This is a genomic window from Rhizobium sp. CCGE 510, assembly GCF_000292525.1.
Taxonomy (GTDB): Bacteria; Pseudomonadota; Alphaproteobacteria; order Rhizobiales; family Rhizobiaceae; genus Rhizobium.
The window spans coordinates 1-14123 of record NZ_AEYF01000048.1; the positions used below are offsets into that span (position 1 = coordinate 1).

The 14123-nt window shown below is 60.5% G+C and carries 13 protein-coding genes, 3 pseudogenes and 1 riboswitch; of the genes and pseudogenes, 7 read left to right on the forward strand and 9 right to left on the reverse strand.

Annotation, left to right across the window (positions count from 1 at the left end):
• Positions 1-14: 14 nt before the first annotated feature.
• Together RCCGE510_RS28305 and RCCGE510_RS28310 are read right to left on the reverse strand one after the other, a co-directional pair.
• Positions 15-757, reverse strand: a pseudogene (locus RCCGE510_RS28305) (SDR family oxidoreductase).
• Between the two features lie 11 nt (positions 758-768).
• Positions 769-1086: pseudogene (locus RCCGE510_RS28310) on the reverse strand (oxidoreductase); the annotation flags it as partial.
• Positions 1087-1784: 698 nt separating this feature from the next.
• Here RCCGE510_RS28310 and RCCGE510_RS28315 point away from each other — a divergent pair.
• Positions 1785-2120: a helix-turn-helix transcriptional regulator gene (locus RCCGE510_RS28315; protein WP_007635986.1), complete on the forward strand. Its 336-nt coding sequence runs from the start codon at positions 1785-1787 to the stop codon at positions 2118-2120.
• Positions 2113-3360 (forward strand): type II toxin-antitoxin system HipA family toxin, encoded by a 1248-nt coding sequence (locus RCCGE510_RS28320; protein ID WP_007635987.1) that lies wholly within the window; start codon positions 2113-2115, stop codon positions 3358-3360. Before RCCGE510_RS28315 ends, RCCGE510_RS28320 begins: the two co-directional genes overlap by 8 nt.
• A gap of 196 nt (positions 3361-3556) precedes the next feature.
• Here the strand turns inward: RCCGE510_RS28320 and RCCGE510_RS28325 are convergent, their stop codons facing one another.
• From RCCGE510_RS28325 to RCCGE510_RS28345, 5 genes and pseudogenes are all read right to left on the reverse strand, one after another.
• A complete protein-coding gene (locus RCCGE510_RS28325) occupies positions 3557-4198 on the reverse strand; it encodes a thiamine phosphate synthase (RefSeq protein ID WP_007635988.1) in 642 nt (213 codons plus the stop codon).
• Positions 4195-4968, reverse strand: a complete 774-nt coding sequence (locus RCCGE510_RS28330) for a thiazole synthase (protein ID WP_007635989.1) — start codon at positions 4966-4968, stop codon at positions 4195-4197. Before RCCGE510_RS28330 ends, RCCGE510_RS28325 begins: the two co-directional genes overlap by 4 nt.
• A gap of 1 nt (position 4969) precedes the next feature.
• Positions 4970-5167, reverse strand: coding sequence for a sulfur carrier protein ThiS (gene thiS / locus RCCGE510_RS28335; protein WP_007635990.1), 198 nt, complete (start codon positions 5165-5167; stop codon positions 4970-4972).
• On the reverse strand, positions 5164-6144 hold the full coding sequence (thiO, locus tag RCCGE510_RS28340; RefSeq protein WP_007635991.1) for a glycine oxidase ThiO: 981 nt from the start codon (positions 6142-6144) through the stop codon (positions 5164-5166). The genes thiS and thiO overlap by 4 nt, the downstream gene beginning before the upstream one ends.
• A gap of 2 nt (positions 6145-6146) precedes the next feature.
• A pseudogene (locus tag RCCGE510_RS28345) lies at positions 6147-6350 on the reverse strand (phosphomethylpyrimidine synthase ThiC); the annotation flags it as partial.
• Positions 6351-6610: 260 nt separating this feature from the next.
• Positions 6611-6741, reverse strand: a riboswitch (TPP riboswitch).
• A gap of 560 nt (positions 6742-7301) precedes the next feature.
• Between RCCGE510_RS28345 and RCCGE510_RS28350 the strand changes: the two are divergent.
• Entirely contained in the window at positions 7302-8252 is a 951-nt protein-coding gene (locus tag RCCGE510_RS28350; protein ID WP_081525798.1) for an IS481-like element ISRel12 family transposase, read from the forward strand.
• A gap of 625 nt (positions 8253-8877) precedes the next feature.
• Here RCCGE510_RS28350 and RCCGE510_RS28360 read toward each other — a convergent pair.
• On the reverse strand, positions 8878-9291 hold the full coding sequence (locus RCCGE510_RS28360; RefSeq protein WP_007635997.1) for a hypothetical protein: 414 nt from the start codon (positions 9289-9291) through the stop codon (positions 8878-8880).
• Positions 9292-9300: 9 nt separating this feature from the next.
• On the reverse strand, positions 9301-9849 hold the full coding sequence (locus tag RCCGE510_RS28365) for a hypothetical protein (RefSeq protein ID WP_007635999.1): 549 nt from the start codon (positions 9847-9849) through the stop codon (positions 9301-9303).
• 255 nt (positions 9850-10104) lie between these two features.
• On the opposite strand from RCCGE510_RS28365, the gene RCCGE510_RS35285 reads away from it, so the two are divergent.
• From RCCGE510_RS35285 to RCCGE510_RS28380, 4 genes are all read left to right on the forward strand, one after another.
• Positions 10105-10272, forward strand: a complete 168-nt coding sequence (locus RCCGE510_RS35285; RefSeq protein WP_007636000.1) for a hypothetical protein — start codon at positions 10105-10107, stop codon at positions 10270-10272.
• A gap of 88 nt (positions 10273-10360) precedes the next feature.
• Complete coding sequence (locus tag RCCGE510_RS28370) at positions 10361-11329, forward strand: hypothetical protein (RefSeq protein WP_037080118.1); 969 nt, start codon at positions 10361-10363, stop codon at positions 11327-11329.
• A 23-nt stretch (positions 11330-11352) separates the two neighbouring features.
• A complete protein-coding gene (locus RCCGE510_RS28375) occupies positions 11353-13287 on the forward strand; it encodes a flagellar biosynthesis protein FlhA (protein ID WP_037080120.1) in 1935 nt (644 codons plus the stop codon).
• A gap of 38 nt (positions 13288-13325) precedes the next feature.
• The gene (locus RCCGE510_RS28380) at positions 13326-14078 is read left to right on the forward strand and encodes a pectate lyase (RefSeq protein WP_007636008.1); all 753 of its coding nucleotides are present in this window, start codon (positions 13326-13328) and stop codon (positions 14076-14078) included.
• Positions 14079-14123: the final 45 nt, after the last annotated feature.

The window sequence follows — 14123 nt, forward strand, 5'->3', positions numbered from 1 at the left end:
TTTGAAAGCGCCGGCTACCAGTCCTGCCGGGTTGGATGGACGACAATGTCGTTGATCGTGATCTCCGGGGGCTGATCAAGTGCATAGACCACAGCCTCCGCCACCGACGACGGCGGAATACCCTGCTTGTTGAGTTCTCCGGCGATCTTTCTGCCCGTGTCGTCATGAACCTTGTCGGCCCAACCGGTATCGATCACGCCAGGGCTGATCAGAGATACCTGGATCCCGCTTCCCACGCCCACCTCCTTTCTGAGGCTTTCGGTGATACCGCGTATGAAGAACTTCGTGGCTCCGTAAACACCAGCCGCCTCGCCGACATGAAGCCGGCGATAGAGCTCATATTCAGGATGCGGCCGGACCGGCGCTCCAACATCGACGGCAGCACGGCGGCGATCGCATGCAGATAGCCACGCAGATTGGTATCGATCATCTTGTTCCAATCGCCGACGGCGGCATCCTTCCAATAGGAAAAGAGCATGAGGCCGGCATTGTTGACCAATATATCCACCGGGCTGTACGTCGTTGTGGCGAACGCGACGAGCGTCTTGGTGCTTTCAAAGTCCGTCGCATCGGCAACCTGGTAGCTGGCAACACCTCCCGAGTCGGCTATTTCTTCGACAATCTGACTGAGGCGTTTCTGATTGCGGCCGGCAAGGACGACGCGCGCACCTTTTTCCGCCAATCCTCTGGCGGTCGCTGCTCCAATGCCCGAGGAAGCTCCTGTGACGATGGCGACCTTGTCTTTCAGATGTGACATGACGTGCTCCTTCACTGCGGTTGGGTCAGTTCGGCTTGCCGGGCGGCTTTGACAGGCTCGGGGGTTGTCCGGTTTTCCAACACCTGCCGCTTGGTTTCCTGGTCTCCGCCGACGACATGGTCGATGTCGTTCATGAGAGCCTCGAACCCCTGCTTCGCGACGAGCGTCTTGTCGTTTTTCTGTTGGCCACCGAGCTTCGTACCGCCCATTCCAGCGTTCGCGTGGAAGTCGCTATTGGTGGCGCCCGGAAGGAGTGCCGTCACCGTGACCCCGGTCGAGCGCAACTCCTCGCGCAGAGATTCCGCGAACATATAACCGAAGGCCTTCGAAAGGCCTTGTTCATCGCATCCTTGGTCAACTGCGCGGTTCGTCGCGCTGCAGGGATCAGTGGTATCGTCAACTTGAGTGCTGCCGCCTGCGCGAGGACTGGCGAGCGAATCCGTGCGCGGGAAGCACGACATGGCGGGACATTATGGGAAACGAATGCTCCGATAAGTGGTAGAGCGATGAATTTGGTTGCTCTCGCAGAAATCGAGGACCTCAAGGCAAGGCGGAGGTGCCTAAACGCATCGGCGAAATGCAGCAAATTTATTCTCCCTTGCAGATCACAGCTTTTCGGCCACGTCTCGCGGATAACGTCGGCGGGCTCAAATGGGGGTAGCTGGGGGCAGCGTCATTGCGGATGGCGATTGGACGCCGATTTCGATCACACTTCCCTGATTGCTCAATACTAGCGTCCGAACTACCGCCTCGGCAACAGCGCCAAAAAACAGCCTATTTGAAGCCATTGCTTTTTGGCTAACTTCGAAAATCTATGGTCTATCGTCTAACACGGAGGTGCGCTGCTCAGTTCAGTGCTTCACCAAGGTCTTTTGGCTGTGGTTTTTCCGGTCCAACCTATGCCGCCCGAATTAAAGTCATGCAAGTCACACGACGAAACAATCGGCTTTTCTACCTGACTATCCCGCTGGCAAAATTGTCATCTTCGTGCTACATATTGGGCCAATCTGCAGTGCGAAGGTGACAAATGCCTACACCTCATAACCCTCCGGCCGCTGTGCGGCGCGCGCTGCGCAAACTGGGCGCAGACATCCACGACGCACGTCGACGTCGCCGCCTGCCTATGGCGGTAGTAGCCGAACGTGCCTTCACCTCACGCTCAACGCTTCAAAAGATCGAGGCCGGCGACACCAATGTCAGCATCGGCATCTACGCAGGCGTCCTCCAGGCACTCGGCCTGCTAGTTGGGCTGAGCCAAGTCGCCGACATCAGTAACGACAGCGTCGGCCAATCTTTGGCCAGTGCGGAGTTGCCCAAGCACGCTCACCCAAAGCGATCGCCGGGATCGTCACGCGATGGCTGATTTTGAAGTTCATCTCGACCTTCACGGTCACACCCGTCCGATCGGACTGGCGCGAAGCAATCGCGTCCGTGGTGCCGAAACGATCGTGTTTGAGTATGACCGTGCCTGGCTACAGGACCCCGGCCGCTTCTCGCTGGAGCCCGCTCTAGCTCTGAGCCGGGGAGCGTTCGCCCCGCCCGCCGGCCTCGCAAACTTTGGCTCTATTGGTGACTCAGCACCCGATACGTGGGGCCGACGCCTCATGCAACGCTCGGAAAGGCGCATGGCTGAGCGCGATGGCCGGGCCGTTCGCACGCTGGCCCAAAGCGACTATCTGCTTGGGGTCGCCGACGAGACACGGCTCGGCGCGCTCCGGTTCCGCCGGGTTGGCGACGAGGAATTCCAGGCGCCGATCCGTGCCGGCGTTCCCGCCCTCATCGAGCTCGGCCGCCTACTGCAGATCACCGAACGTATTCTGCGCGATGAGGAAACCGACGAAGACCTCCAACTTATCTTCGCGCCTGGCTCCTCGCTTGGTGGAGCGCGTCCGAAGGTTTCTGTTATCGATCAACATGGCCATCTCTCGATCGCCAAGTTTCCTAAGGAAACCGACGACTACAGCGTGGAGACATGGGAAGAGGTCGCTCTGCAACTGGCTGAACAAGCCGGCATTGTCACGCCCCTCCACGAGCTCATCGACGTCGCCGGCAAGAAGGTCATGCTCTCGCGTCGCTTCGACCGTGATGGTGCTGTCCGGATCCCCTTCCTGTCCGCGATGGCGATGATGGGCGCAAAGGACGGCGAGCGTGGAAGCTATCCGGAGATCGTAGACGCCTTGGTCGAACACGGCGCGCAGGGAAAGACCGATGCGCACGCGCTTTATCGCCGCGTCGCCTTCAATGTGCTGATTTCCAACGTCGATGACCACCTGAGAAATCACGGCTTTCTGTGGCGCGGCAAAGCCGGCTGGTCGTTGTCCCCTGCCTATGACCTCAATCCAGTGCCTACTGACGTCAAGGCGCGCGTCCTGACGACCAACATAGGTCTTGATGAGGGCACCTGCTCCCTTGATCTGCTGGAAGAAACTGCCGGGTTCTTCGCCCTCACGCTCGCCCAGGCTCGCGCGATCATTAAGGAGGTCGCGACCTCCACAGCAAGGTGGCGCGAGACCGCAAAGGCGGTCGGTGCGCGGTCAGCCGAGATCAACCGTATGGCCAGTGCGTTCGAGCACGATGATTTGCAGCGAGCGCTAACTCTATGAAGAGAGCCTTACTCCAAAGTTTCGACCCGCCCTCGGCCAGCCCGATCACTGAACCAAACTGCGGCATCGTTGCGTTGCAAAGATCGGATGTCCGATAGTAGCCTTCCGATGGTGCCTCAGTCAGCGTCTAAACCAGCGAGCGGTGGTTGCGAGCCCCTGACGGATCCGCCTTTTGGTCCTCTTTATTGTTGCCTTTTCATTGTAGAGAGCCCAGGTGCGGCCTCTCAGTCACGGACCGCCAAGGCGCGGTCGCGGCCAGCCACTGTCGTGTGCGGGCTTCGGGATCGGGGTTGCGGGTGATATCGGTGACCACGGCAGCGGTATCGGCGCCGTTTTCCAGTACCAGCGGCGCGCGCTCGGCGGTGATCCCGCCGATGGCAACGAGCGGCATCGGTCCGACACGCCGCCGCCAGTTCGCAATGCGTTCGACGCCTTGTGGGGTCCATCTCATCTCTTTGAGCACCGTGGGCCAGACCGGTCCGAATGCCACGTAATCCGGACGGGCGGCCAGCGCCGTCTCTAGTTCCGCTATGTCGTGCGTGGAAAGGCCGAGCTTCAGGCCGGCGCGGCCGATTGCAGCCAGATCGGCTGCCGCCAGATCCTCCTGCCCGAGATGGATGAAATCGCATCCCTCATCGATCGCGAGCTTCCAGTAATCGTTGACGATCAATCGGCAGTCCGCTGCCGCGCAGGCGGCTTTCGCACGCCGGATCTCCTCGCGAAGCACCGGCTCTGGCCGGTCCTTGATGCGCAGCTGGACGAGTTTGACGCCGAGCGGCACGAGACGTTCGACCCAATCGGCGCTGTCGACGATGAGATAGAAGGGATCGAGCTTCATGAAAAGACGGCCTTTCCGATGACGGGAGTGGAAGGAACGGCCATGTCGCGCGGCTCCAGCGGCACGGCGCCATGCGCGATGCGGCCGGCATTGATGGCAAACGCGAAGGCCTCGGCCATGGCGGCGGGATCACCCGCGCCGGCAACGGCGGTGTTCAGAAGAACGGCATCATAGCCGTATTCCATGACGGCGGCGGCATGAGATGGGCGGCCGATGCCGGCATCAACGATGAGCGGCACATCCGGAAAATGTGCTCGGAATGCCCGCAGCGCCATCGGGTTCACCGCTCCCATGGCAGAGCCGATCGGCGCGCACCAAGGCATCAGGACGCGGCAGCCGGCGTCCAGCAGCCTTTCGGCGACGACAAGATCGTCGGTCGTATAGGGGAAGACGTGAAAGCCCTCGCCGGTCAGGATGCGTGCCGCCTCGACGAGGCCGAAAACATCGGGCTGCAGCGTATCGTGATGGCCGATCACTTCGAGCTTGATCCAGTCGGTGCGGAAAACATCGCGCGCCATCTTCGCCGTCAGCACAGCCTCCTGCACGCTGTGGCATCCGGCCGTGTTGGGAAGCACGCGCACACCAAGCTCGCGGATCAGCTCAAAGAAGGCGCCGCCCGCCTTGCCGCCGACGGCCTCGCGCCGAAGCGAAACAGTTACAATTTCGGTCTTCGATCGTCTCACTGCTTCCGCAAGCACGGCCGGAGACGGGTAGCGGGCGGTGCCAAGCAGCAGCCGGGAATGGACCTCGACGTTGTAAAGTTTCAGCATCTTAGCCTCCTTGCATCGGTGAGAGAATTTCAATTCGGTCGCGCTCGCCAAGCATGAAATCGACGCGATCCTCGCGGTGTACCAGTTCGCCGTTCACCGCGGTTGCGAGCCACCCGCCTTCGTAGTCCAGAGCGAGAAGCAGATCTGCGAGCGTCGCGGCCGCGACCTGTTGTTCCTCGCCATTGATGATGAAGGTCATGGCGCCCTCCTTTCCGTTTGTTCTGTTAGAAGAAGCCGCGCCACCTCTCCGGCCATGGCCGGCGCCAGCAAAAAGCCATGGCGATAGAGGCCGTTGACATGGAGGGTGTGTTTCTCCTGCGTCACGCGCGGTAGATTATCGGGATAAGCGGGCCGCACGCCTGCGCCTGTTTCCGTGACACGTGCCTCGCCGAAGGCGGGATGCATCGCATAGGCAGCATTCAGCAACTCCATCAGCGAACGCGCGGTAATCGGCCCCGCATCGTCACTTTCGATCATCGTCGCACCGACCATGAAGCAGTTCTTTTCGCGCGGCACGATATAGATCGGGTGGCGCGGATGCAGCAGGCGGACGGGGCGAGAAAGGCTGACCTCGCGCGTTTCGACGCAGAGCATCTCGCCTCGAACACCACGCAATTCGGGCAGTTGGCCAATCTGGGCGGCACCGGTGCAGTCGATCACCCGGTCATAATGGGCAACGTTCGCATTGCCCGTGACGCCGAACACGAGAAGCACGCGGGCGTTCTCCAGTCCTGCGGCAAGTCCCGAGAGCGCCTGCCGTGGATCGAGGTGCGCTTCCTGCCGGAAGAACAACGCCCTGCGGAAGCGGCCGGCGAGATCAGGCTCCAGAGCTGCGATCGCCGCCTCGTCCAGCCATTCCCATCCGCTTGTGCGGCGGGAAAAGCGGTCCAGCTCGGCGGTATCTCGCCCACCCGCGACCACCAGCGTTCCCCGGCGTTTGACGTGGCCGGGCAATGCTGCCTCCCACCAATCGGCGGCATTACGACCGAGCGTCAGCACCGGTTCCTCCGCACTTTCCCGTTCGCACCACGGGGCGAGCATGCCGCCGGCAAGGCCGGAGGCGCCGCCCCCGACCTTGTCGGCCAGCTCCGTAAGGGTGACGCGGAAGCCTTGGCGATAAAGCTGCCAGGCCACGGTGAGGCCGGCAACGCCGGCCCCCTTGACAAGAACGCGCATGGTCATCCTCCAATCGGTATTTTAGCGGCCTCTACGACCGACATGTAAAGATCGCCGCCCTGTCGGTATTTCGCCGCCATCGCGTCCAGCCCCTCCTTCTGCGCCTCGGCGCGGATGTTGTGCGATATGCGCATCGAGCAGAAATGCGCCACCTTGTGCGCTTCCTTCGGCAAGGTCTCGTCACGGTAGCTGCGGGCGGTGTCGGGATGGGAGGAATCATAGACGACGAAAGGCGGCTCGCCGGCGGTCGGATGGACGCTAATTTCGCGCGTCGGCACGCGGATATGACTGTGGATAACTCCCGGTATGGATCTTCCGCGACACTGGCAGCGGGCCGGTGGTGACGGTTGGGGTGAAGTTTTTTGCGGCAATGTCATAGTTTGAGGCTCCAAATTGAAAGTTGGAGACCCAGTCAGCCGGAATGATGAAAAGACGCCGGCATGGATTCCACGCGTGAATCCGAAGCCTTCGAGCGCTTGCACCGTCCCTACGCCAGTATGAACTGGATCAGGTTCAACGGGTCACTGCGCCACAACAAGCAACACCTTATTGTTCAGCAGTATCTCAGCCCCTTGCCGGGCCCCCCTGGTGAATGCCGCCATGAAAGACCGGAGCTGCCCTTCTGTCAAGCAAGGCCTAACGCATATTTTTCTTGCTCGTCAAGCATGACGGCTTCCCGTCTAAAATCGCCGTTGAAACCGGAAGTCTCTGTGCCTCAGCTAATTGCATTTCACAAGTGCGATATGCGCGCCGCAATAGGAACCTAACTGGCGGATATTCGCCACCTCCACCGAGGCGAGAAATGCCGGGCCCGCCCGTTCCTTAAGACAGGTTCCTTCGGCCCGCGAAGGTGCTTTTAGCTTTGTCGATTGCGCAGGCTCTCAGTGCGCGAGCGCTTCCGCCACCCGAATCCCACCGGCTGGATCCGAATTGACCCCACAAGCAGCGCGATCACGCCGTCCCCGACGATCCATTATGCGATCTTCCTCGTCCAAAACGTGAGCTCCATAGCAACAAGCCGGAGCGCTGGCCTCGAAATCTCTCGCCGTGCCACGACGTAGGAACGTCCTGAGCGGAAGCGAATGTCGACTGTCCTCTAGGTGTTTAGTCCCGGCATTTGATGGTGCATTATTTTCCTTGGCATGGAGGGAAGCACTATGGGCCAGGTTCTACACGGTAGCGCCACGACGACAGAGGCAATCCGTCGAGCAATACAAAATAGTGAAGAGAGTTTGAGAACGCTTTCGAAGCGATACGGGATCAACCAGAAAACCGTGGCGAAATGGAAGAAGCGGACATCGTTGGTCGACCTTCCTACAGGTCCGAAGGACCCACACTCGACGACCCTTTCCCTCGAAGAAGAGGCCGTCATCGTCGCCTTCCGCCGGCATACATTGCTGCCGCTCGATGATTGCCTCTACGCTCTTCAGCCGACCATCTCACATCTGACGCGTTCGTCGTTGCATAGGTGTTTGCAGCGCCACGGCATTTCACGTCTGCCGGAGGTCGGAGGCGACAAGGAGCCGAAGAAGAAGTTCAAAAGCTATCCGATCGGCTATTTCCACATCGATATTGCCGAGGTGCAGACGGCCGAGGGCAAGCTCTATCTCTTTGTAGCAATTGACCGAACATCCAAGTTCGCGTTCACAGAACTCTACACCAAAGCCGGCAAGATGAATGCCGCCCAGTTCTTGCGCAATCTGATCGCGGCAGTGCCCTACACCATTCACACCGTTTTGACCGATAATGGCATTCAATTCACCAACCGAGCTTGTGATCGAAATGCCTTCCAGCACATCTTCGACTGGGTCTGCGACGATCACAGCATCGAGCATCGCCTGACCAAGGTGAAGCACCCCTGGACCAACGGACAGGTCGAGCGGATGAACCGAACGATCAAGGAAGCGACCGTCAAGCGCTTCCACTACGACGATCATGCGCAATTGAAAAAACATCTGGCCGACTTTATCGACGCTTACAATTTCGGGCGCAGGCTCAAGACGCTAAAGGGCCTCACGCCTTACGAGTTCATCTGCAAACAATGGACTTTCGAGCCAGATCGATTCATCATCGATCCGATCCATCAAATGCCGGGACTAAACACCTAGAGCCAATATCGGTTTCTCGGGGGAAGCTTCATGCGGTCGAGGCCTCATTTTTTTGGATATGGTACGCGCGTTGTACTATCTTGGCGGGAAATCCGGAGAGGGGCATGCAATATGGCCAAAGGTTGGTGCTGTGAGCAGCACCTCGGCTGATCATCGGGGCTGCCGCAGTAGGCGCTTCGGGCGGTATAGCCATTGCAGATTTCGAAATTCCTGAACTGTAATCGCCGCGCTGTTTGAGGGCGTTATCATTGGCATGGCCGTTGAGCAGTTCCTAGCTACGATGAGCAAACAGGCTTGGCGGAAGAAAAACAGGTGGCGCTCGGAGGGAACGCGCTGGAATGAGCGTGCCGTACTCGGACCCTGGCTTAAGACACCAGCTGCGGAGCCATTACGGCCGGTCGACGCCGCGGATCAACTGCGTATCGTGATGCGCTCGAAGTTCACCATCCAGCCATTGCTGAACAAGAGCGGAGCCTGGGTAGGTTTCGCATTCGTAACGTTAGCACCTATTTCAAGCTGAGGCTGAACATCAATGATCAAGCGATGACGCGGAACGTTGCATCAGGACAGCGGTTACGCTGGTTCGCTGCCCAGGCGGTTGGTTCATCTGCTGGTTCTTAGCTCTCTACCGGTCGACTTTCTCCGCTGCTTCAAGCGAAAATTCGGCGCGCAATACCGCCTTCTGTGCTCGCGAAAAATCGGCGGCGGCTTGTTCTGCCCGCTCTTGCGCGGCGCGCCGGGCGTCTTTGCGCTGCGCAAGCGATCGGCCGGCATCGGCTTCATGGCTGCGCAATACGGATTGTCGCATCAACGCGTCCTGAAGCTTGGCGGCGGAGATAACGCCGCTCTTGCGCAATTCGTCGACGATAGGATTGCCTGCGGCCCGGCTTGCTGCGATGTCGAGCGCTTCGGAGGCTTTCGCTTCCCGCTCCCGCGCGTTTTCGGCGTCCGCCCGCGCCTCGGAGAGGCTGCGGGAAAGATTGTCCGCCCGCAGGCTGCGGATCTCCAGTAACTGCCTGAGAGACTTCAGCGCCTTCATATCAGCCGCTCAGGCACCGTTGTTCGTCGTCAGGATTTCCAGCTGGCCGCCCTTGATGACCTTGATGCTGTCGGCTTCCTGCCGGCTCAGCACGTCTTCGACGGCCTTGGTGAAGACGGCGGGGCCGCGCACCAGCACCAAGCCGCTGGCGGGATCTTCACGCAGTGCATCGTCCGGCAGTAGCGGGAACAGCGCGCGAATGGCGTTTTGCTCGGTCTTCCAGCTGCGGTCGCCGCGATCGAGGACAACGGTGGAGACCTCCTGCTTAGGCGCGATGATGATGCGGCTGCCGTCATAGGCGACGAAGAGATTGCTGGCATCGCCAAGCTTGACGAAGGCCTTGGCTCCGCTTTCTCGGACGGACCAGTGCTCGACCTTGCCGCTCAGCGTCCCGACTGTCGTGACCGGGATGCCAGACATGAAGGACAGCGTCTGGACGACATCGCCAAGCGGCAGGGAGACGACATCCAGGCGCACCTCCCGCTCGCCGGCGCCGGCTGATGGAGGAATGAAGACCAGCATTCCGATAGCGGCCATGTAAACAAAACGCGCAAACATCTGAGTTTACCTCACGATCCGGATGCCGCCCGACAACTAATGAACGAAGGAAATCAGGGGGCTGCGAAATCCAATCTATTAATGATTATCTGATCTACTGTTGCAGATCATCGGTCCGCTGGGAACAGGACGGATATCCATTTCGCGCAGTTGTTGTACATATTGCGAATTAATAACTTTTTAACATAAGCTATTGAATTCGATCCGGAATTCTGCAAGGTTTTGGCCGCCAAAACCATGCAAGGAGTTCAAGACATGGCTACCAGCACTAGTACTTCGACACTTGATGCGGGTATCGGCTCGGCGATTTCCGCCTTCAAGTCGGCCCAGAACGAAGCGACCGCGCAGAGCCTGCAGGTTGCAACTGAAATCACCAAGATCAACGGCGTCGCAAACGCCATCAAGAAGATCGGCCCAGGCTGATTGAAACAATGGCGCGACGGGTTCGCCCGTCTCGCTTCCCCGCTCTCGAAGACAATAAAAGCCGCTCGACGGACGGTTCGGGAACAAGATGGCTATGAATCTAGATCCCTCTTCGCCGACATTCAGAGGTAACGCCGGCAACGCTGCGTCAGGCCGCGGCGGACCGGTCTTGCGTATCACGCGCGCCGGGCGCAGCTCCATTCTGCCGTTGACGGCGGAGCGGCAGGTTGTCGGCGGCAGCGCCGATTGCGACCTGATCATCCTCGGCGCCAAACCGGAACCCGCCTTTGCCGTCAGTCTGCAGCGCTCCCGCGGCTCCGACGCGGTGTCGTTGACCGCGCTGCGGGATGACGTGGTGATCGATGGTCATTCCATCCCGCGTGATCGAACGATGAGCCTTACAAAGAGGCAGACCATCTCCTTCGACGGCACGGCCTGCGAACTCGAAGGTCTCGGCGCCGGGCGCGGGCGGTTCGCGCCACGCCGGATTGCGGCTGCCGGCCTTCTCGGGCTGGCGGCGATGCTTTTGCTGGCCGGCCTTTACAACAGCGACGCGCCGGCTCACGAAGGCCCGCCCGTCAGGGTTTCCGCCGCACCCGAACCGGCGCCGTCATCGGCGGCGATCGCTGCCGAAATCCGCCAGGCCATTCGTATGGCTCAGATTCCCCAAGATCTGAGCATCGTCGCCACCGCCGACGAAATTCGCATCGGCGAAGGATCGCGACCTCTCGGCCTGCCTGACAAGACGAAGCTGCGTAGCATCATCGCCTCGATGAGCCGGCGCGGTTCCGTTTCCATCGTCGATCTCACCGCCCTCTCTTCCGGTCTCGACGGCTTCGTCGCCGCCGCCGGCTATACGCCAGTCAGGTTCATCATCGGCTCCGACGGCCGCCGCTACGAGGAAGGCGATGTCGTTGCGAGCGGCTGGCGGATCAAGGAGATCGGCAACGACCAGATGATCGTTTCCCGCGACAGTGAGGACGATACGGTCAATTTCGTCTCCGCCGGCAATGCCGAACCGAAGCTCGCCGAAATTTCCAGCAGCGAACAAGAATAGGCGATGGCGTCGGAAGCCGGATCATGAAGGTAAGGTCATCCGCCATCGCCATGCTTGCGCGGCGCACCGATATGCTGCTTGCGGTGTTTTGCGCCTCCGTCGTGACGATGATGGTGCTGCCGCTTCCGACAATCGTTCTGGACGTGCTGATCGCCTTCAATCTCTCCTTCGCTTTCGTGGTGCTGATCACCACGACCTATCTGAAGAGCGTGCTTGAAATCTCGACCTTTCCCGCGGTCATTCTGATCGGCACGCTGTTCCGCCTGGCCTTGACGATTTCCTCGACGCGGCTCGTGCTGGCGGATGCCGATGCCGGCGAGATCATCATGGCCTTCGGCGATTTCGTCGTTGCGGGAAATGTCGTCGTCGGCCTGATCATATTTCTGATCGTGGCGCTGGTGCAGTTCATCGTGGTGACGAAGGGCGCCGAGCGTATCGCCGAGGTCGGCGCGCGTTTCACGCTCGATGCCATGCCGGGCAAGCAGCTCGCCATCGACAGCGACCTGCGCAACGGCCATATCACCACGGAAGCTGCGCAAAAGCGCCGGTCGCGTCTCGAACAGGAGAGCCAGTTCTTCGGCGCGATGGACGGCGCCATGCGCTTCGTCAAGGGCGATGCGGTCGCAGGATTGGTGATCGTCGCCGTCAATCTCATAGGCGGCCTGGCGATCGGTATCTTCCAGAAGGGGCTGAGCTTCGCCGAGGCTGCCCATCTCTATACGCTGCTGTCGATCGGCGACGGTCTGGTGTCGCAGATTCCGTCGATTCTGATGGCAGTCTCGGCCGGTATCGTCGTGACCCGCGTGTCCGATGACGGCAACGGCAGTCTCGGCAGCGATATCGGCCGCGAACTCTTCCGGGAGCCCCGCGCATTGGCGATTGCGGCGGCGCTGGCGATCTGCGCGGGCTTCGTCCCGGGATTTCCGACGAGCGTGCTCGCCGCGATCGGCCTGTGTCTGGCGGGCCTAGCCTTCATGATTCATCGCCGGCGCGCGGGCCCTGCCGCGGCCGGATCGGCGAATGCCGTGGAAAGCGCCAATTCCTATCCGCTCGACAGGGCGAAATATGGCGATCCCGTCATCGCCACCGTCGCGCTGGAAACGCTGGCGCGGCTTGAGGCGATGCGGCTCGGCGAAATGCTGGACGGGCGGATTCGCCTGGCGGCGCGCGCCGTCGGCGTCTCCGTGACAGTGCCGACGTTCAACGCCGATCCCCGCATGGCCGAGGATCTGATCCATCTTCAGGTCGAAAATGTGCCCGCCGGCCTCGTCAACTGCGGTCCTGAACGGACGGCCGAACAGATTGCCGACGACATCGTGCGCATCGTCCGCCGCCATATCGGCGCCCTGTTCAGCGTCGACGACGCGGCACAATGGCTGGGGAGCCTCGAACCGCGTCTCGGCAAACTGGCGATCGACGTCGCCACCCAGGTGCCGCTGATGCTGACGGTCGCGGTCGTCAGGCGCCTGCTGGATTCCGGCGTGACGCTTTCCCAGCCGCGCGGACTGCTGGAAGTGATGCTGCAGGCCGGCACCGATCACGCGCCGGATGCCGTGGCCGAAATGGCGCGCGCCGCGCTGGTCAAGCAGATCGCCTTCGGGCTTCTCGACCGGCGCGGATTGCTGCCGGCGCTGGTGCTTCCGGCCGAATGGGACCACTTCATCCGGTCCTATGATGCCGCTGGAGCGACCGAGAAGATCGAGATAGCCGAAAGACTGCGCCTGCTGGCCGAAAAAGCCAGGCAGGCTCTCGAGGACACCAACGAGCGGGGTTACGATCCCGTCATCATCGTGCCGGGCGAATGGCGCCTGCTCACCCAGACGCTGATGATCCACCACAACTGCCGCATTCCGGTGCTGGCGGCGGCGGAGATCGACAGGGATATAACGATCGAAACCGTCGGAGAGATCGGGCAAATCCGGAACGCTGCCAGCTCCAAACAGAGGCCAGGCTCATAGAGCAGGTGAAGTAGACGAGACCAACTGGGGTGAATGCAATGTGTGGCGTAGATGGACAAAGGCCCATAGACTTCGACAGAACGTCCCGTTTCGACCTTGAGTCCGGTTGCCTTGGCGGCAGCAATAGGGCCGACACGGATTTCACCGCCATCCGAACCCGCAAGGTTTCGCCCTTCGAAGATTTCTCCGGCAACCCGCCGATGCTGACTTCCTATGTGCCGAAGTCGCGGGAAACGTCGGAAAACGGCACTGAGTCCGATCCCAAGGATGTGCTGCGCAAGCACATCAACTGGCAGTCAGACTCCAAGAAGGTGGATCCATCCGACGAGAAACAGGCCACGACGGAAAAGCCGGACCTCTCGAAAGAGGGGAGCGTCATCGTGGTCAATGAGCCGATCGTCGTGGATGGAGGCGTGTTCGACGGCAAGGGGGCGACCTATACGGCCTCGTCCAAGCTCGGCGATGGCGGCCAGTCCGAAACCCAATCGCCGCTGTTCATTTTCAAGAACGGCGCGACGCTCAAGAATGTCAATCTCGGCGAGAATGGCACCGACGGCATTCACGTCTATGGCGGCCCGACGCTCGAAAACGTCAATTGGCAGAATGTCGGCGAGGATGCGCTGACGGTAAAAAGCGCCGGCGACGTCACCATCGATGGCGGGGCGTTCTCCAACGGCAGCAACGTCTTCCGCACCGACAGCTCGCTTGCCGGCGCGACGTTCCTGTCCGAGATCACGCTGGACGATGTGAAGAATTGTACGCGTGTGGGTGACAATCAATCGGGCGTTTGAGACGCCCGACGACTGGAACCGCAAATTGAGACCAAGCGGGCGCCT